Source organism: Micromonospora sp. NPDC048835 (genome assembly GCF_040649995.1).
GTDB lineage: Bacteria > Actinomycetota > Actinomycetes > Mycobacteriales > Micromonosporaceae > Micromonospora.
In genome coordinates this window covers 69,773-87,085 of the sequence record NZ_JBEZGM010000008.1, presented here as the reverse complement: position 1 = coordinate 87,085, position 17,313 = coordinate 69,773, and the positions used below count along the sequence as shown (strand labels likewise).

At 71.0% G+C, this 17,313-nt stretch carries 14 protein-coding genes and 1 riboswitch; of the genes, 9 read left to right on the top strand and 5 right to left on the bottom strand.

The window, feature by feature from the left end; translation table 11 throughout:
• The first annotated feature begins 332 nt into the window (after positions 1-332).
• Both AB0C15_RS12115 and AB0C15_RS12110 read left to right on the top strand, forming a co-directional pair.
• Positions 333-3,197, top strand: a complete 2,865-nt coding sequence (locus tag AB0C15_RS12115) for an alpha/beta fold hydrolase (protein WP_357351224.1) — start codon at positions 333-335, stop codon at positions 3,195-3,197.
• Positions 3,197-4,093: an ABC transporter permease subunit gene (locus AB0C15_RS12110; protein ID WP_357351223.1), complete on the top strand. Its 897-nt coding sequence runs from the start codon at positions 3,197-3,199 to the stop codon at positions 4,091-4,093. The genes AB0C15_RS12115 and AB0C15_RS12110 overlap by 1 nt, the downstream gene beginning before the upstream one ends.
• Here AB0C15_RS12110 and AB0C15_RS12105 read toward each other — a convergent pair.
• Both AB0C15_RS12105 and AB0C15_RS12100 read right to left on the bottom strand, forming a co-directional pair.
• On the bottom strand, positions 4,083-4,685 hold the full coding sequence (locus AB0C15_RS12105; protein ID WP_357351222.1) for a DUF4232 domain-containing protein: 603 nt from the start codon (positions 4,683-4,685) through the stop codon (positions 4,083-4,085). The two genes, AB0C15_RS12110 and AB0C15_RS12105, sit on opposite strands and share 11 nt — an antisense overlap.
• A gap of 240 nt (positions 4,686-4,925) precedes the next feature.
• Positions 4,926-5,180 (bottom strand): hypothetical protein, encoded by a 255-nt coding sequence (locus tag AB0C15_RS12100; protein ID WP_357351365.1) that lies wholly within the window; start codon positions 5,178-5,180, stop codon positions 4,926-4,928.
• A 566-nt stretch (positions 5,181-5,746) separates the two neighbouring features.
• On the opposite strand from AB0C15_RS12100, the gene AB0C15_RS12095 reads away from it, so the two are divergent.
• Positions 5,747-6,214, top strand: coding sequence for a DoxX family protein (locus AB0C15_RS12095; protein WP_357351221.1), 468 nt, complete (start codon positions 5,747-5,749; stop codon positions 6,212-6,214).
• Between the two features lie 402 nt (positions 6,215-6,616).
• On the opposite strand, the gene AB0C15_RS12090 is transcribed toward AB0C15_RS12095, so the two are convergent.
• Positions 6,617-6,922, bottom strand: coding sequence for a metalloregulator ArsR/SmtB family transcription factor (locus AB0C15_RS12090; RefSeq protein ID WP_357351220.1), 306 nt, complete (start codon positions 6,920-6,922; stop codon positions 6,617-6,619).
• 91 nt (positions 6,923-7,013) lie between these two features.
• Here AB0C15_RS12090 and AB0C15_RS12085 point away from each other — a divergent pair, with 91 nt between their 5' ends.
• From AB0C15_RS12085 to AB0C15_RS12075, 3 genes are all read left to right on the top strand, one after another.
• On the top strand, positions 7,014-7,976 hold the full coding sequence (locus tag AB0C15_RS12085) for a DMT family transporter (RefSeq protein WP_357351219.1): 963 nt from the start codon (positions 7,014-7,016) through the stop codon (positions 7,974-7,976).
• Between the two features lie 68 nt (positions 7,977-8,044).
• Positions 8,045-8,180, top strand: a riboswitch (SAM riboswitch).
• 10 nt (positions 8,181-8,190) lie between these two features.
• A complete protein-coding gene (gene thrC / locus AB0C15_RS12080; RefSeq protein WP_357351218.1) occupies positions 8,191-9,477 on the top strand; it encodes a threonine synthase in 1,287 nt (428 codons plus the stop codon).
• A gap of 237 nt (positions 9,478-9,714) precedes the next feature.
• A complete protein-coding gene (locus AB0C15_RS12075; RefSeq protein ID WP_357351217.1) occupies positions 9,715-10,734 on the top strand; it encodes a GNAT family N-acetyltransferase in 1,020 nt (339 codons plus the stop codon).
• On the opposite strand, the gene AB0C15_RS12070 is transcribed toward AB0C15_RS12075, so the two are convergent.
• Entirely contained in the window at positions 10,659-12,935 is a 2,277-nt protein-coding gene (locus AB0C15_RS12070) for a hypothetical protein (RefSeq protein ID WP_357351216.1), read from the bottom strand. The genes AB0C15_RS12075 and AB0C15_RS12070 overlap by 76 nt on opposite strands.
• A 121-nt stretch (positions 12,936-13,056) precedes the next feature.
• Here AB0C15_RS12070 and paaN point away from each other — a divergent pair, with 121 nt between their 5' ends.
• Positions 13,057-14,730, top strand: a complete 1,674-nt coding sequence (gene paaN, locus AB0C15_RS12065) for a phenylacetic acid degradation protein PaaN (protein ID WP_357351215.1) — start codon at positions 13,057-13,059, stop codon at positions 14,728-14,730.
• An 86-nt stretch (positions 14,731-14,816) separates the two neighbouring features.
• Here paaN and AB0C15_RS12060 read toward each other — a convergent pair whose 3' ends face one another.
• On the bottom strand, positions 14,817-15,347 hold the full coding sequence (locus tag AB0C15_RS12060) for a GNAT family N-acetyltransferase (RefSeq protein ID WP_357351214.1): 531 nt from the start codon (positions 15,345-15,347) through the stop codon (positions 14,817-14,819).
• Positions 15,348-15,672: 325 nt separating this feature from the next.
• Between AB0C15_RS12060 and AB0C15_RS12055 the strand changes: the two genes are divergently transcribed.
• Positions 15,673-15,876 carry a cold-shock protein gene (locus tag AB0C15_RS12055; RefSeq protein WP_124815530.1) on the top strand — a complete coding sequence of 68 codons (204 nt, stop codon included), beginning with the start codon at positions 15,673-15,675 and terminating at the stop codon, positions 15,874-15,876.
• A gap of 95 nt (positions 15,877-15,971) precedes the next feature.
• A complete protein-coding gene (locus AB0C15_RS12050; RefSeq protein ID WP_357351213.1) occupies positions 15,972-17,144 on the top strand; it encodes a hypothetical protein in 1,173 nt (390 codons plus the stop codon).
• The last annotated feature ends 169 nt before the right edge of the window (positions 17,145-17,313 follow it).

Sequence of the window (17,313 nt, the reverse complement as noted above, 5' to 3'; positions counted from 1 at the left end):
CGGGCTAGCCGACAAGTCCCGTGCACCGGACCGGAAAACTAATCGAACCCTCGCCTGGTCAGACCTCGCGCGACGAGTCAGGTTCGCGTCACTTCGAGCCATGTCACCATTTGTCCGCGTTACCGGCACGCTCTGTGTCATCTGTGGGTGTGACATGGAGGGATCGAGGTGGATATCTGTAGAAGATCGGAATTTACGGGATCCGAACTCAACTCACTGTGCCGCGCCGGACGTTGCGCGCTCGCACCGCCTCACGCACCGATCGGGGCAACCGGACGGACGTACGGCGGATCTCAGCCAATGCTCAGGTGGCGGGCCGTACCGTGTGCCGCATGACATCGCCGTCGCCGGCCGCGTGGTTCCGGCGTGCCCTGCCCACCCGCCGCCACGCGACCGCCGCCGCGGTGGTCGCCGTGCTGTTGGCCGCGGCCGTGACCTGGGCGGTGTGGCCACAGGGGTCGGGTGTACGCACCGAGAGCACGATGCTCACCGTCCGCTCCGGACCATCGGGCGACCAGCCGGTGGACCTGGACACCACTCTCTACCTGCCGGACGACGCGTCGGCCGGTCGGAAGGTGCCGGCGGTGCTGCTGGCGCACGGGTTCGGCGGCACGAAGGAGTCGGTGCGCTCCGACGCGGAGGAGTTCGCCGGGCGCGGCTACGCGGTGCTCACCTGGACCGCGCGGGGTTTCGGTCGCAGCGGCGGTGAGATCCACCTGGACAACCCGGACTACGAGGTGCGCGACGCCGAGCGGCTGCTGGACTGGCTGGCCGCTCGGCCGGAGGTGCGCACCGACGCCCCGGGTGATCCGAAGGTCGGCGTGGTCGGCGGCTCGTACGGCGGTGGGTTGGCGCTGCTGCTGGCCGCCCAGGACCGCCGCGTCGACGCGATCGTGCCCATGATCACCTGGAACGACCTGTCCCGCGCGTTCCTGCCGGAGAGCACCGGCGCTGCGCCGACCGAGGGTGTGTTCAAGAAGGGCTGGGCTGGCCTCTTCTTCGGTGGGGGCGGCAACGTGGGCTCCGGCCCGGCCGGGCTCTCCGGTGCGACCGCCGCCCAGCCGCAGGGCGCACCGATGTCGGCGGGCCCACCCAGCCCCGGCCCCGGTGCCGGCCCGGGCAGCGGTCCCGGTGGCGCCCCGGCGGGTGCCGCCGACCCGTCCTGCGGTCGGTTCGCCGCCGACGTGTGCGCCGCGTACCTGCGGATCGCCACCACCGGCCGCGCCGACCAGGCCGCCGTGGACCTGCTGCGCCGCTCCAGCCCGGCCGGCGTGCTGGACCGGATCAAGGCCCCCACCCTGCTGGTGCAGGGCGAGGCGGACACGCTCTTCCCGCTCGGCGAGGCGGACGCGAACGCCCGTGGCATCGCCGCCACCGGCACCCCGGTGCGGGTCGCCTGGTTCACCGGCGGACACGACGGCGGCAGTGGACCCCGCTCGGACGAGGACCGGGTGAAGTTCCTGACCGTCAAGTGGCTCGACCACTACGTCAAGGGTGAGGGAGACGCGCCCGGCGACGACTTCACCTGGTCCCGGATCGCCGGCTTCGACGCGCTCGACCGGGGTCTCGTCGCCACCGGCTTCCGCCGCGCCGACTACCCGGGCCTGACCGGAAACGCCCGCCGGGAGGTGACGGTCACCGGCCCGGCGCAGCCGATCGCGAACCCGCCGAACGGCAACCCGGCGGCCATCTCGTCGATCCCGTTCGCGGGCGGGCTCACCTCGCTGCTGGGCGGCGTGGCCGGCGACGTGCCAGGTCAGCACGCCCAGTTCGAGTCCACCCCGTTGACCGAGGCGGTCGACGTGGCGGGTGCGCCCACCGTCACCCTGCGCGCGGCGTCGCCGACCGGCGAGGCGGTGCTCTTCGTCAAGCTCTACGACGTCGACAAGGACGGCGCGGCCACCCTGCCCAACGGCCTGGTCGCCCCGATCCGGCTCACCGGGCTGCCACAGCAGGTGCAGGACGCCCGCCCGGTCACCGTGACGCTGCCCGGGATCGTCCGCCGGGTGGAGGCCGGGCACCGGCTGCGGCTGGTGGTCGCCACCTCCGACCAGGCGTACACCACGCCCGCCGCGCCGACCGTCTACACCGTGGCGGCGGACGGCGCGGTCAGCCTGCCCACCGTCAACGGCGAGCCGATCCCCACCGCGGCGACGGTCTGGCGCTGGGTGCTGGCCGGCCTGCTCGCCGCGATCGTGATCGGGCTCGTCGTGGTCGTCGCCCTGGTCCGCCGCCGGCACCGCCGCCAGGACCGGTCGGTGCATCCGGAGTACGCGGACACCCCGCTGACCGTGCGCGCACTGCGCAAGGAGTACGCGGACGGCTTCGTCGCCGTGTCGAACGTGGACTTCGAGGTCCACCCCGGTCAGGTGGTGGGTCTGCTCGGGCCGAACGGTGCCGGCAAGACCACCACCCTGCGGGTGCTGATGGGGCTGACCCAGCCGACCGCGGGGGAGATCTACGTCTTCGGTCGTCGGCTGGTGCCCGGCTCGCCGGTGCTGTCCCGGATCGGGGCACTGGTGGAGGGGCCGGGCTTCCTGCCGCACCTGTCGGGTCTGGACAACCTGAAGGCGTACTGGCGGGCCACCGGGCGGCCGTGGGAGGACGCACAGTTCGACGCGGCGCTGGAGATCGCCGGGCTGGGCGACTCGGTGCACCGCAGGATCAAGAACTACAGCCACGGAATGCGCCAGCGTCTCGCCATCGCCCAGGCCATGCTCGGCCTCCCCGAACTCCTGGTGTTGGACGAGCCGACCGACGGGCTGGACCCGCCGCAGATCGCCGAGATGCGTCGGGTGCTCCAGCGCTACGCCACCGACGGTCGCGCGGTGCTGGTCTCCAGCCACCTGCTGGCCGAGGTCGAGCAGACCTGCACGCACGCGGTGGTGGTGAACAAGGGTCGGATCGTGGCGTCCGGGCCGGTGGAGGAGATCGTGGGCGAGTCGCCGAGCGTGCTCTTCGACGTGACCGACCCGGTGGCGGCGCGGGCGGTGCTGGACCGGCTGCACGGGGTCCGGGTGTTGCCGGAGAGCGACGGCCACCTGGTGGTCGACACCAACGGCACGGCCCGCAGCGAGGTGGTGGCGGAACTGGTGCGCGCCGGCATCGGGGTGGACCGGGTGGTGCCCCGGCGGCGCCTGGAGGACGCGTTCCTCGCCCTGGTGGGCGACAACTCTCGGGGAAGCGGTGATCGGTGATGGCTGGATCTTCCGTCGAGGCGCCCGTAGGCGTCACCGACCCGGCCGGTGCGGCCCGGGGCTACCGACCCTCGGCCACCTTGCCGTTCGCGGCGGAGTTCCGTCGACAGGCGTCCCGGCGGCGGACCCAGCTGGCGCTCGGGTTCATGGTGCTGCTGCCGCTGATCATCCTGATCGCGTTCCAGTTCAACTCCGGTGGCGACGACGACAACGGCAACAACGAGTTCGCCAGCCTGGTCGACCTGGCCACCTCCGGCGGGCTCAACTTCACCCTGTTCTCGATCTTCGTGTCGGCGTCGTTCCTGCTGGTGGTCGTCGTCGCGCTGTTCTGTGGCGACACGGTGGCAAGCGAGGCGAGCTGGGGCAGCCTGCGGTACCTGTTGGCGATTCCGGTGCCCCGGGCGCGGTTGTTGACGGTGAAGCTGGTGGTCGCGCTCGCGTACTCGGGTCTGGCCCTGCTGCTGTTGGCCGGCACGGCGTTGCTGGCCGGCACCCTGCGCTACGGCTGGTCGCCGCTGCGCAGCACGGTCGCCGCCGAGCTGGAACCCACCGAGGGGCTGCTGCGGTTGCTGGCCGTGCTGGGCTACCTGGCGGTCGTACTCCTGGTGGTTGCCGGTCTGGCGTTCCTGCTGTCGGTGATCACGGACGCCGCGCTCGGCGCGGTCGGTGGCGCGGTTCTGCTGTGGATCCTGTCCAGCATCCTGGACCAGATCACCGCCCTGGGTGCGTTGCGTGACTTCCTGCCCACCCACTACAGCACCGCCTGGCTGGGGCTGCTCTCGACTCCGGTGCAGACCGACGATGTGGTGCGCGGCTGCATCTCGGCGATCGGTTACGCGACGCTGTTCTGGGGGTTGGCGTTCTGGCGCTTCACCCGCAAGGACATCACGTCGTAGCCTTCTGCCAGGCGCTGACGCCGATCCGGCCGGTGTTGCCGAGGTCGATGGGCCCGTCCGGGTCCACCTCTTCGTCCGGCTGCCCGGCGGAGGGTGCCACTGTCAGGAACTCTCCACTGGTGGCTACCACCGTCGAGTCGGTGACCAGGTTGCGCCAGAGCACCACGGCGGTGGCCCGTTCCCCGGCGGCGAGGGTGACGTTTCCGGGTGGTTGGTCGAAGCCCGCGGTGATCTCCTTGGCGCCGTTGACCACGCGCAGCATGATCGGCTGACGCTCTTCGTCGAACACGTGCAGTACCGGGTACCCGTTGAGCTGGTAGGGGCGCTCGCCGCAGTTGACCAACTCCAGGCCGAGGGCGCGCAGACCCATTGCCGCGTCCCCGCCGGTCGACCGGATCCGGACGCCGGAGGCCGGGCACGCCGCCAGCGACTCGACGCTGGCCGACGGGGTGGGGCTCGACACGGTCGGCAGCGGGCCCGTCGGGTCTCCGCCCTGGCCGCGATGGTCGCCGGGGGTGCAGGCGGCGAGCAGAAGAGCCGCCGCGACCACTGCGCCGGCGCGTCGCCGTGCTGCTAGATGGCTGGAGATCATCTGTCGATCCTCACCCATTGAGGTGTCCCACCGCTGCCTGGCCCCCGCCGCAGCGCTGGTGTAGACCTGCCGTCGGCTGATCGAGGCATGCAGAGCTGCCCCGGATCCAGGGCGTTGACACCCTGCCCCTGGCCGGCTGGCGTGCCGTCCCGGTCCGCCTTTGGAGCTGAATCGTTCAGGGCATCGCTCGCAGGCAGCACGGGGCCGACCCGGCCCGCAAACGACCCGCCGAGGCCCGTCTCACGGTGCCAGGCACTGTCCGTCTTGGTCGGCCGGGCGTCCGCAACGGCCGGTCCCGGCGAGCCTGGTGTCGCACCAGACCCGGGTACGCACGGACTGCCGGTCCTCCTCGCTGAGCGTCGTCTCGCCGAAGTCGATGGCGAGCACATGGCCGAGGAAGTGGCGCAGCGCCATGGTCAGCGCCGCCGCGTCGTCGACCCGGTGCAGGGTGGTCGGCAGGTGGATGATCCAGTGCGGTTCGGTCACCGGGACCACCGGCTGTTCGGGGCCGCCGAGGTGTGCCGACAGTCGGTGTGCCCGCGACTGCCACTGCCGCAGACCCTGCCGGATGCGTTCAGCCTCGGTGTTGGCGGTGGTGAGATCGCGGGTGAGCCGTTCCAGTTCGTCGGCGACAAGGGCGAGGTAGGTGGTGGCGCGGACGTGCTGGGGAAGCAGGCGCCGCATGGCCTGGTAGATCAATTTGTACCGAGCAGGAGGGTCGCGCCGATCTTGCGTTTTCGGTAGTCGATATAGGCGGGATGCCCTCTATGTCAGGACAGAAAATGCAAGATCGCGGGGATGTGGCACTCGACCTTGTCGATCAAGGAGTCTTGGTGCCTGATTTGCTCATCTTGAGGATTATTTGTCACCCACCACAACTCCATGATCGACGAGCAGGAAGCGCAAGATCGCGGAGATCGGGCGGGGTGGGGTGGGGTGGGGTGGTGAAACGTCATGCCATTTTCAGGGTGGATTTTCCCACCAGCAAGGAACTTATGTTCTTCGATGCGTTCGTCCTCCACGATTAACGGGACCTATTCGCTCTCTTCGATGGAGGTTCGATGAACGTCTCTCGGCTCGGCGGGCCGATCCTGTCCCTGTTCCGCATCGTGATCGGCCTGCTGTTCACGCTGCACGGCCTGTCCTCGGTGTTCGGGTTGTTCGGCGGCAACCCGATGACTGGCAAGGCGGTGCCGTTCGGCACCTGGCCCGGTTGGTGGGCCGCCCTGATCCAACTGGTCTGCGGCGTACTTGTGCTGGTCGGGCTCTTCACCCGACCCGCCGCGCTCCTCGCCTCCGGCTCGATGGCGTACGCCTACTTCGTGGTGCACCAGCCGGACGCTCTCCTGCCGCTGCACAACGGAGGCGAGCGGGCGGCGCTCTTCTGCTGGGCGTTCCTGCTGGTCGCGGCCCTCGGTCCGGGTGCCTGGGCGCTCGACACTCTGCTCGCCCGGCGGCGCGCCGGCTCCACCTCCACCTCGACATCGGCTTCGGCTTCGGCGGCTGAGCCCGATTCGGTGCCTGTCTGACCGCATCCCCGCCCGTCCGCCGAAGCCTCGACGAGGCGGCTTCGGCGGACGGGCGGCGGCTTTCGCCTGATGTCGTAGACGATTCAGCTCCAAAGGACGTGTCAGTGGCAAGTTCCACCAGCCCGCCGACAGGGAAGCGCTGCCGGTTGAGCCGACAGGGAAGCGCTGCCGGTTGAGCCGACAGGGAAGCGCTGCCGGTTGAGCCGACAGGGAAGCGCTGCCGGTTGAGCCGACAGGGAAGCGCCGCCGGTTGAGCCGACAGGGGCCGCGCTGCCGGTTGAGCCGCCAGCGGCCGCGCTGCCGGTTGAGCCGCCAGCGGCCGCGCTGCCGGTCGAGCAGGCAGGCGGGCGGTGCAGCGTGCGGACCGCGGCCGGCGGGCCGGCGGGCGGGCGGGCGGAGCGCTCAGGCCGGCGGGCGCTGGCTGAGGACCGCGTCCAGCAGGCCGGGGTAGAGCTTGTCCACCTCGTCCCGGCGGAGCCGGACCAGTCGGCTGGTGCCGGCGGCTCTGGTCCGGGTCAGGCCCGCCTCGCGCAGCACCTTGAGGTGGTGACTGCGGGTCGCCTTGGAGACGCCGAAGTCGAGGCTGCCGCAGGCGGCCTCGCCGCCCTCGGCGAGTGCCCGGACGATCTGTAGCCGCACGTCGTCGGCGAGTGCGGCCAACACGCTGGTGACCGGGACGACGGTCAGGTCGGGCTCATGCGGCTCCATGTGACCAGTGTAACCCTTGTTCGACAATGATCGAACAACGCCTTATGGTCGGTGTCGTTGGTTCGACGATACTCGAACATTGGAGTTGCCGATGCGATCCCGCGCCACTGCGTACCCCCTGGTCGCCGTGCTCGGCTGGGGCGTCATGTTCCCGATCCTGGCCAGCGCGCTCCACCGGATCGACCCACTCAACCTGACCACCGCGCGCTACCTGCTGGCCGCCGTCGTTCTGGTCGCCATCCTGCTGATTCGCGAGGGGGCCGGCGCGCTGCGGCACGGTGGTCGGGCGGGGGAGGTCGTGGTGCTCGGAGTGGTCGGCTTCGCCGGCTTCAACCTGCTCACCAACCTGGCACTCGAACACGCCGCCCCGCAGCAGATCTCTCTCTTCGTGGCCACCACTCCGGTGATCACCCAGCTCGTCCGCTGGGCCCGCGACGGCGTACGCCCGAAGCCGCTCCTGCTGGCGCTCTCCCTGGTGGCGCTCCTCGGAGTCGGCTTGGTGATCACGCGCGGCAGCCTGGCCGGACTCGGCCAGTTCGGCCTGGGCGGCCTGATGATGATCGGCGCGGTGCTGGGCTGGGGCATCTACACCCACGGTGCGAGCCGGTTCGGTGAGTGGTCCCCGCTGCGCTTCACCACCCTGACCGCGCTCGCCGGCACGGCGGCCATGCTCGTCCTGAGCATCGGCGCCGACGCGGTCGGTTGGCAGCACGCGCCGGCCGCCGCCGACCTCGTGGCGGTCGCCCCGCAGTTGGCGTACGCCGTGCTGGTGGGCGCCGTGATCGCGGTCCTGGCCTGGAACACCGGTGTGCAGCGACTCGGCGCCGCCAACGCCGCGCTGTTCATGAACCTCGTTCCGGTGACCACCTTCGCGGTGCAGATCGCCCGCGGCTACCGCCCGGAGCCCGTCGAGCTGGTCGGGGCTGCCATCACGATCGCCGCCCTGATCGCCGCGAACCTCGCCGCCCGACCCCGGACCCCTTCGCTGCCCCGGCCGAGCGCGGTGACGGACCCGATCGCGGTGACCGACCCGGTTGCGGTGAGTGCGCGCTGACCCACTGACTGGGATCGGCGGTAGCACGGGGCGACAGCGTTGTCCTAGACTCGACGGCACAACTGCATACCTCATCCAGAGGGGCTGAGGGATACGGCCCGACGACGCCCCGGCAACCACCCCGCGCGCTCACCGCTGAGCGACCCGCGGGGCAGGTGCCAATTCCGTCCCCGCCGCACCGTGCGATGCGGGGAAAGATGAGAGGACTCTCGACATGACGTCGACGCTCGTCGCCTCCGGCATCGACACCGCTGCCAGCCCCGCCCGCGCCCTGGTCTGCCGTGCCTGCTCGGCCCGCTACCCGCTCGCCGCCCAGCACGCCTGTTACGAGTGTTTCGGCCCGCTTGAGGTCGACTACGACGCCGCCGCACTGGCCGCCGTCACCCGTGAGCAGATCGAGGCCGGCCCGAACAACATCTGGCGGTACGCCGCGCTGCTCCCCGCAGGTCAGGACCCGGCCAGCCGGGTCACCCTCGACCCGGGGCTGACCCCCCTGGTGGCGGCCCCGCACCTCGCCGCCGAGCTGGGCATCACCGCGCCGCTCTGGGTCAAGGACGACAGCGCCAACCCCACCCACTCGTTCAAGGACCGGGTTGTCTCGGTGGCGCTCACCGCCGCCAAGGCGCTCGGCTTCACCCGGTTCGCCTGCGCGTCGACAGGCAACCTGGCCAATTCGGTGGCCGCCCACGCGGCCCGGGCCGGGGTGCCCTCGGTGGTCTTCATCCCCAGCGACCTGGAGCAGGGCAAGGTCATCACCACCGCCGTCTACGGCGGCGAACTGGTCGCCATCGACGGCTCGTACGACGACGTCAACCGGCTCTGCGGTGAGCTGGTGGAGACCGACGAGTTCGAGGACACCGCGTTCGTCAACGTGAACGTCCGGCCGTACTACGCGGAGGGCTCCAAGACCCTCGGCTACGAGGTGGCCGAGCAGCTCGGCTGGCGGATCCCGGCGCAGGTGGTCATCCCGATGGCCAGCGGCGAGCTGCTCACCAAGATCGACAAGGCGTTCTCCGAGCTGGTGGAGGTCGGCCTGGTCGAGGCGCCGGCCGGTGGTTGGAAGGTCTTCGGCGCGCAGTCCGCCGGCTGCAACCCGATCGCCACCGCCCTGCACGCCGAGACCGACACGATCGTCCCGGTCAAGCCGACCGGCATCGCCAAGTCGCTGAACATCGGCGACCCGGCGGCCGGTCTCTACGCCCTGGAAGCGGTCCGTCGCACCGGCGGCTGGATGGAGTACGTCGACGACGACGAGATCCGTGCGGGCATCCGTGACCTGGCCCGCACCACCGGGGTCTTCGCCGAGACCGCGGGCGGGGTGACCGTGGCCGTGCTGCGCAAGCTTGTCGAGTCCGGTCGGCTGGACCCGACCGCCGAGACCGTCGTGTTCAACACCGGCGAAGGTCTGAAGACCATCGACGCGGTCGCCGGCCAGGTTGGGCCGACCCACCACATCAAGCCCTCGCTGCGCGCCGCCCGGGACGCCGGCCTCCTCGGCTGAATCCACCGGGTGACTGGATTTTCGCTGTGAGTGTGGAAAAACCGCCGCTACGGACTTGACGGCAGGAACCGGACGGCGCAAGATGCTCCGTGCGGGAGGGCATTTCGCCGAAGACTTTTGAAGTTCTTGCGACCCAACGCCGGAGGCGTTGTGCGAGTGTCCCTCCCGACCACGTCCGATCGGGCCAGCGAATAATTCGCTGGCCCGATCGCTTTTGTCCGGTGCACGCTCAAGGGCATGAGCATCACGATCGCGTCGTTCGACGGCGCCGACCGGGCTTCCATTGACGCGGCGTACCGGATCGGATCGGCCGCCAACGGCGTCGATCTGCCGGACTTCCCACCCTTCTGCCGACGCCGCTTCGAGGCGCTGTTCCACACGCCCATGCCCGGTGACAGGTCGCTCTGGGCGTTGGCCCGACTGGACGGTGTGCCGGCCGGCTACCTCCAGCTCGACCTGCCGCAGCTCGACAACCCCGACAACGCCACCGCCGACCTGACGGTCCACCCCGAGCTGCGGCGTCGCGGCGTCGGTCGGGCCCTGCACGAGTACGGGGTGCGCCTGCTCCGCGAGCACGGCCGCAAGCGGGTCGTGGCGATGGCGGTCTCCGCCCTGCCCGACGGGCCGGACCGCAGCGGGGCGGGCGACGCCTTCGCCGCCGCGATCGGCGCCCAGCCCGCTTTGGCCGAGGTGCGTCGCCGACTCGACGTCGCAAAGATCGACCGGGTGGCGTTGCGGGCGGCGCTCGCCGAGGCGCGGCCGCACGCCGAGGGATACCACTCCGTCTGCTGGCAGGGGACAACCCCACCGGAGTACGTCGCCGACATCGCCTACCTGGACGGCCGGCTGATGATGGACGCCCCCATGGGTGACGTGCAGTGGGAGCCGGAGCAGGTCGACGCCGAGCGCATCCGCGGCAACGAACGGGCGCTTGACGCCCGGGGCCGGCGCCGATACCACCTCGGGATGCGGCACGAAGCGACCGGCCGGATTGTCGCCTGGACGTTGCTGGACGTGGGTGCCTCCGCCGACTGGCACGCGTTCCAGCAGATCACCATCGTCGACCCCGCCCACCGTGGGCACCGGCTCGGTCTCATCGCCAAGGCGGAGAACCTGCACCACCTGCTCACCCACGAGCCGGCGGTCCAGGTGATCGACACCTTCAACGCGGCAAGCAACAGCTACATGGTGGCGATCAACGAGCGGCTCGGCTTCCGCCCGGTGGACGCCTGGACCGACTGGCAGCTCGCCCTCTGACCCGGCCGGTCATTTCGCTGTCCGTGCCAGGCGTTCGACCAGCTCGCCGATCGCGGCGTGAAATTCGTCGTCCGGCGTGAACCCGTGGCCCTGCACCGGTGGGGGCACGGTGTCGGTCGGTGGGATGAGGAGGCCCTTCGGATCCCGTACCCGACGGTCGACCCGGGCGGCCGGGTCGTCGGGTCCGTTGACGAGCGGGACGAACACCGCCCCCCCACCGCGTCGGTGTACCGCCACAGGTTGATCCAACGCCAGGCCAGCCGGCGCCCGACCTCGCGCAACATCTCGTCGCTGACGTACGCCGGGAAGATCCGCCGGTAGTGGTTGCCCAGCGGGGCTCCGTAGGTGAGCAGTGCCACTCGCTGGCGGCACTCTTCGGAGAGTTGAAGGACCGTCACCGCCGCGAGCACGCTGCCGTGACTCTGCCCGGACAGCACGACCGCGTGCCCGTCGGCGGTGAGCTGCCCGATCCGACGGCTCAGCTCAGGGACCGCCCGCTCGACGTAGCACGGTGGGGCGAGTGGGTGCGCGGCACGCGGCCAGAACGTAGCCAGTTCCCAGAGCACCCCGACCAGCCGGATCGCGCCGGATCGGTAGGCGACCAACCCCAGCACGGCGAGGACTGTCGCGAACAGCCCGATCAGCAGGGCGCCCAGATCAGTCACGAAGATCACCGGGCGGGCCAGCGGCTCGCCGCCGAGTCGCAGCGCAAGCGCCCCCGGGCCGGGACCGATCACCGAGAGTCCAGCCGCCGCGAGGGTGAGCAGTGCCAACACCACGTACGCGGTGGCCAGCAGCGGTCCGAGCCGTTCCGTCAACCCGGCACGCACGATCGCGTCGCGGACGGCCCGGACTCGTACGGAGGCGGCCCGGGAGGCTTCCGGGTAGTCCCGCTGGACCAGGTCCTCGGCCTCTCGGCGGCGGCGATTCCGGCCGATCCGGGGTATGAGCAGGGCCGTCACGACCACCAGGAGCGTGGCGAGGGTGAAGCCGAGGGTTACCCAGCGGTAGGCGATCGGCGGTGACAACGGTGGCGCACCGGGCGGCAGCGGCCGTGCCGGCGTGGGGCTGGAACCACGATCCAGATACTCGGCGAGCCCGTAGGTAAGGCCCGAGTCGTAGGCGACGCCCAACCCGATGGCGACGGTTATCAGCACCGGCGCGCCCAGCCCGGCCAGCAGGGCGAGGGGCCGGGGAAGGGAACGGCGCTGCACCACGACCACCAGGCCGAGCATCGCGAGCAGCACCACCTGACCGGCGAACAGCCCGGCGACCGCCGTGCCGTACCCCGGCAACATCCCCTCGGCGGTCCACCGCGGCCGTGGGGCCGATGCGTACGCCAGGGTGAGTGCGGTGAGCGTGATGGCCGTCCAGCGGATCGTTCGCGAGCTGCGCTGGTCGCTGTCTCCGCGCCGCTCGATCGCCGGTCGGCAGAGCAGCACCACCGAGCCCGCGAGCAGCGCCACGTCCGCGACCAGCAGCAGCCAGCCCGGCAGGGCGGCGTCGTGCGGCGCCAAGGCCAGCAGCAGGGTGAGGTCGAGCGTACCCAGCGCCACCGCGACGTGCACCGAGCGCAGCCGGCGCAGCAGCGAGCGGGTGTCCCAGAAGGCGTGCGCGTCGAGCCGGTCCGCACCCACCCCCGGCGCGTGGTCGCTGTCCTCGGGAAGCTGCCAGGTCCGTGCACCGAGCCGCCAGATCAGGACGATCGCGATGATCGGTGGTACGGCCAGCAGCGCGAGCCGCTGACCGGGCGGCACGTCGCCCAGCCAGGAGACCTCCCGCCGCCCCTCCAGGCATCTCGGATAGGCCGCGCACTGCCAGGCGATCAGGTCGAGGGACACCCCGACGGCGGAGAGTACGTACATCGCGGTCATCGTCGCCGCCAACAGCCGGCACAGCGCCCGCGCGGCGCGGCCGCCGCGTCCGGTGACCGGCAGCATCCAGACCGCGATGTTGCTGAGCATGAAGGGCAGGAGCAGAACAAGGGAGAACGTCCGGGTGGCAGTGCCACCGGTCAGCCGACTCCAGCGGTACGCCTCAGGCATCACACCGTTGCGGTCGGCAGGGGCGCCGTAGCCCGGCCGCGGCCGGTAGAAGCCGGCGTTGTCGTCTCCCGCGACCCGCGCGACGATCGGTCGGTCGAGGATCCCCTCGGGCCCCTTGTTGGCCACCCCGTGCACCCGGATCTCGGTGATCCTCACCCGGTGCCCTCCCCTGGCCGACTTCCGAAGGCCCGCGGATACCCGCTACCGCCGCGAGCAACCCCTACCGTCGGCCATTGGCGCTTCTGCTCCGGAACTCGGCTGCGGCATGATTGCGGGCATGACGGAGACCCCGCATCCCCTGTACGACAGGCACGCCGACACCCTCAACCGTGCGCTGACCGCGATCACGGAGCGGGGCTACTGGTCCGCCTATCCGGAATCCCCAAGCCCCCGGGTGTACGGCGAGACCGCCGCCGCCGACGGTAAGGCCGCCTTCGAGGCGTACCTCGGTGGTGATTTTCCGCTCGACCAGCCCGGCGCGGGCGCTCGGGTCGCCACCGAGACGAGCCCGTTCGGGGTCGAGTTGGCGGTGCGGTACCCGCACGCCGGCACCGACGAGCTGGTCGACGCCGCCACCGCCGCGCTGCCGGCGTGGCGGGACGCCGGCCCGCAGGCCCGGGTGGGCGTCTGCCTGGAGATCCTCGACCGGCTGCACAAGAACATCTTCGAGCTGGCAAACGCGGTGCAGTTCACCAGCGGGCAGGCGTTCGTGATGGCCTTCCAGGCCGGTGGCGCGCACGCGTTGGACCGGGCGTTGGAAGCGCTGGCGTACGCGTACGCCGAGATGACCCGGCACCCGGGCACTGCGGGCTGGGAGAAGGCCGCCGGCAAGGGTGACCCGCTGCGGATGACCAAGACGTTCCACGTGGTGCCCCGTGGGGTGGCGCTCGTCATCGGCTGCAACACCTTCCCGACCTGGAACTCGTACCCCGGGTTGTTCGCCTCGCTCGTCACCGGCAACCCGGTGATCGTCAAGCCGCACCCGCGCGCGGTGCTGCCGCTGGCCATCACCGTGAAGTACGCCCGGGAGGTGCTCGCCGAGGCCGGGTTCGATCCGAACCTGATCATGCTGGCGGCCGAGGCGCCCGGCGAGAAGCTCGCCAGCGACCTGGCCCTGCACCGCTCCATCAGGATCGTCGACTTCACCGGTTCCACCGAGTACGGCGACTGGTTGGAGACCCACGCCCGGCAGGCGTCGGTCTTCACCGAGAAGGCCGGCCTGAACACCGTCGTCGTCGACTCCACCGACGACTTCGCCGGCATGTGCCGCAATCTCGGTTTCACGCTGACCCTCTACAGCGGGCAGATGTGCACCACCTCGCAGAACATCCTCATCCCGGCCGGGGGCATCGAGACCGACCAGGGGCACAAGAGCTTCGACGAGGTCGCCGGTGGGATCGCCGCCGCAGTCGGCAAACTCACCGCAGACCCGGCCCGGGGCGTGGAGCTGACCGGCGCGATCGTCAACGACGGGGTGCTGGAGCGGCTGGCCGAGGTGACGAAGGTCGGCGAGCCGGTGCTGGAGTCGCGGGTCGTCGCGCACCCGTCGTACGCCGACGCGGTGGTGCGTACCCCGACGATCGTGAAGCTGACCGCTGACGACGCCGAGACGTACGGCCGGGAGTGGTTCGGGCCGATCTCGTTCGCCATCGCCACCGACTCCACCGCGCACAGCCTGGAGTTGCTGCGCCGGACGGTCGGCGAGAAGGGCGCGCTCACCGCCGGGGTCTACTCGACCGACGAGGCCGTGCTGGACGCCACCGAGGCGGTGGCGGTCGAGGTCGGGGTGCACCTGTCCTGCAACCTCACCGGCGGTGTCTTCGTCAACCAGTCGGCGGCGTTCTCCGACTTCCACGGCAGTGGTGCCAACGCGGCGGCCAACTCGGCGCTGACGGACGGGGCGTACGTGGCCAACCGCTTCCGCATCGTCCAGTCCCGCCGGCACGCCTGACCATCGGCACCCCACTTGTCGATCAAGAGGTTTGCGTCAGGAACGGCGCTCGACCTGACGCAAACCTCTTGATCACCGGAACGGGGTCAGGCTGGGCGGCGCATCTGTAGCTCGGTCAGGGCCGGGATGGTGGGGTGGGGCACTCGTACGCCGGTGTCCTTGAAGCCCAGGCGCTGGTAGGCGCGGTAGGCGCGGCCGTTGCCGACCACCACCTCCAGCAGCAGCTCCGGGCGGCCACAGGCTCGGGACCAGGCGGCCACCCCGTCGATCAGTTCGCCGAGTAGTCCGCTGCCGCGCCAGGTCGGCGTGACGTACACGGCGTAGATGACGGTCAGCCCGGGTTCGTTCGGCGCGGTCGTGCCACCGGCGTGCCCGACCAGCCGGCCACCCGGGTCGGCGACGAACTGCGCGTTGCGGGAACCGGCCGAGGTGTACGCGACGCGGGCGGCGTACTCGTTGTGTGATCGGGCCGCCGCATCCGCCAGGGTCTCCAGGAAGGCCAACGGCGCGTCGGCGAGCATCTCCAGGCGCAGCGCCCGCATCCGGGCGGCGTCCTCCGGGCGGACCCGACGGATCTCCGCGAGCCGCAGGGCCGACGGGCCCATGTCGGTGGTCATGTCCGCATGCCTACCACAGCGGATGGTCATCGTTTCGAGAGCTGGGCCGCAGCGCCGTCAGCTCGGCTGCGCCAGGCGGTCCACGTTCCATTCGCAATGACGCGCGCGAATTCGGTGGATCGGAAACCCAACCCGATCACTGTGGTCGAGACGCCCCGAAGTGTGTCCGATTTGTGGCCGTGCGCGGCCGTCACTCCTCGTGTAGCGTGCGATTTCGGTCACCTATGTCAATGGCGGTCATCGATCGCTGAGTCGGTGGTCGGTGGTGCCCGGCCCTGCCGTGCACCGGGTCAGGCAACGCCGCGCAGAGTGAGGGAAGTGCACCGTGGCACAGGGCTCCGTGAAGTGGTTCAACGCTGAAAAGGGCTACGGCTTCATCGCCGTCGACGGCGGTCAGGACGTGTTCGTCCACTTCTCCGCGATCGAGATGGACGGTTACAAGGCGCTGGACGACGGTCAGCGGGTCGAGTTCGAGATCGCCCAGGGCCAGAAGGGGCCGCAGGCCGAGCACGTGCGCGTCATCGGCTGAGCTTCCTGGCCGATCGGCCCCGCGAGTCGGGGCTGCGGCAGGGGCGTGCAGCCGGGAAGATCGTGAACCGTTCCAGCCGATGCCGAGGAGCGTTCATGAACGACCAGCCGCCCCCGCCCTCTCCCTCCCCCGGGTCGGGGGAGCCGGACCCGTCCGGCTCTTCCTCGCCCGCCGGCAACCCAGGCCAGGCCGGTCCGCCGTCGGGCTGGGGTCCGGTTACGCCTCAGGTCGGCCCGCCGCCCGGCCACGCCGGCCCGCAGTCGGGCTGGGATCCCGCGAAGGATGCCTGGGGTACGGCCCCGCCGCCGCAGGGCTGGGCCGTCCCGCCCACCGGGGGTTACCCGCCCGGGTCGGGACCCTACGGCGGGCAACCGTGGTATCCGGGGCAGCCGGTCGGCTGGTACCCGCCGGGTTACGGGTTCGACCCGAACGACGCCCTGGTCACTGCGCCCGGCGCCGGCCTCGGCGCGTGGTTCAACCGCTGCGGCGGAGCGCTGCGTCGAGGGTGGCGGCAGTTGGTGCCGATCATGCTGCTCACCCAGGTGCTGCCTGCGGCGGTGCTCTCGGTGCTCTCGCTCGGGCTGGACCCGTCCGCGGAGTGGGCCGCCCAGTCCGGGTCCAATCCCACTCCCGTGCTGCCGGACAACTTCGCCGTCGAGGTGCTGAGCCTGCTGGTCGTGCTCGTCGGCGGCAGCGTGGTGGTCGGGTTGGTGCAGGCCGTCGGGTGGGCGTCCGGCACCTGGGTGATCACCCGGCAGGCCGCCGGTCAGCCGGCCAGCCTGGAGTCGGCGCTGCGCTACGGCCTGCGGCGGGCACTCGGGCTGTGGGGTTGGACGCTGCTGGTCAGCCTGCTGATCGGCGTCGGCATCTGCTTCTGCGTGCTGCCGGGCGTCTACCTGGCCTTCGCACTGAGCATGGCCGGCCCGGTCTACCTCTTCGAACGCCACAACCCGATCGGTCGATCGTTCCGGATGTTCCACGACCGGCTCGGTCTGCTGCTCGGGCGGGTGGCCCTGGTGGCCCTGGCGGTGATCGTCGGCACCCTGATCCCCGGTGGCCTGGAGGGGGTGGGCACCTCCGCGTTCGGTACGGATCCGTTCGCCTCGGCGGGCACCGCGGTCGGGGCGGTGGTGGTGATCGGGATCACCGCCGTGCTGGCTCTGCCGGCCCACCTCGCGCAGTTGATCGGCCTGCTGGTGACGTACGCCGAGCAGCGCGCCCATGAGGCGCCGGTGAACACCGCCGGGCTGGCTGCGGAACTCGGCTGAGCGGCGGCATCGTGCTTGCACTCGGCAGGGGAGAGTGCTAAACAAGTCATTGGCACTCGCATACCGTGAGTGCCAATGGTCGGGACGGTGGGGCCAGGTTGCACCGGCGTGGAGACGCCGGGGCGGCACATGGCCGGTCGTCGCGGGCTATCCGGCCCGGCCGAAGGAC

Bases quoted from the DNA above. Each gene is read 5' to 3' on its own strand.
- AB0C15_RS12115 (WP_357351224.1), top strand. From the start codon at position 333: ATGACATCGCCGTCGCCGGCCGCGTGGTTCCGGCGTGCCCTGCCCACC.
- AB0C15_RS12110 (WP_357351223.1), top strand. From the start codon at position 3,197: ATGGCTGGATCTTCCGTCGAGGCGCCCGTAGGCGTCACCGACCCGGCC.
- AB0C15_RS12105 (WP_357351222.1), bottom strand. From the start codon at position 4,685: ATGATCTCCAGCCATCTAGCAGCACGGCGACGCGCCGGCGCAGTGGTC.
- AB0C15_RS12095 (WP_357351221.1), top strand. From the start codon at position 5,747: ATGAACGTCTCTCGGCTCGGCGGGCCGATCCTGTCCCTGTTCCGCATC.
- AB0C15_RS12090 (WP_357351220.1), bottom strand. From the start codon at position 6,922: ATGGAGCCGCATGAGCCCGACCTGACCGTCGTCCCGGTCACCAGCGTG.
- AB0C15_RS12085 (WP_357351219.1), top strand. From the start codon at position 7,014: ATGCGATCCCGCGCCACTGCGTACCCCCTGGTCGCCGTGCTCGGCTGG.
- thrC (WP_357351218.1), top strand. From the start codon at position 8,191: ATGACGTCGACGCTCGTCGCCTCCGGCATCGACACCGCTGCCAGCCCC.
- AB0C15_RS12075 (WP_357351217.1), top strand. From the start codon at position 9,715: ATGAGCATCACGATCGCGTCGTTCGACGGCGCCGACCGGGCTTCCATT.
- paaN (WP_357351215.1), top strand. From the start codon at position 13,057: ATGACGGAGACCCCGCATCCCCTGTACGACAGGCACGCCGACACCCTC.
- AB0C15_RS12060 (WP_357351214.1), bottom strand. From the start codon at position 15,347: ATGACCACCGACATGGGCCCGTCGGCCCTGCGGCTCGCGGAGATCCGT.
- AB0C15_RS12050 (WP_357351213.1), top strand. From the start codon at position 15,972: ATGAACGACCAGCCGCCCCCGCCCTCTCCCTCCCCCGGGTCGGGGGAG.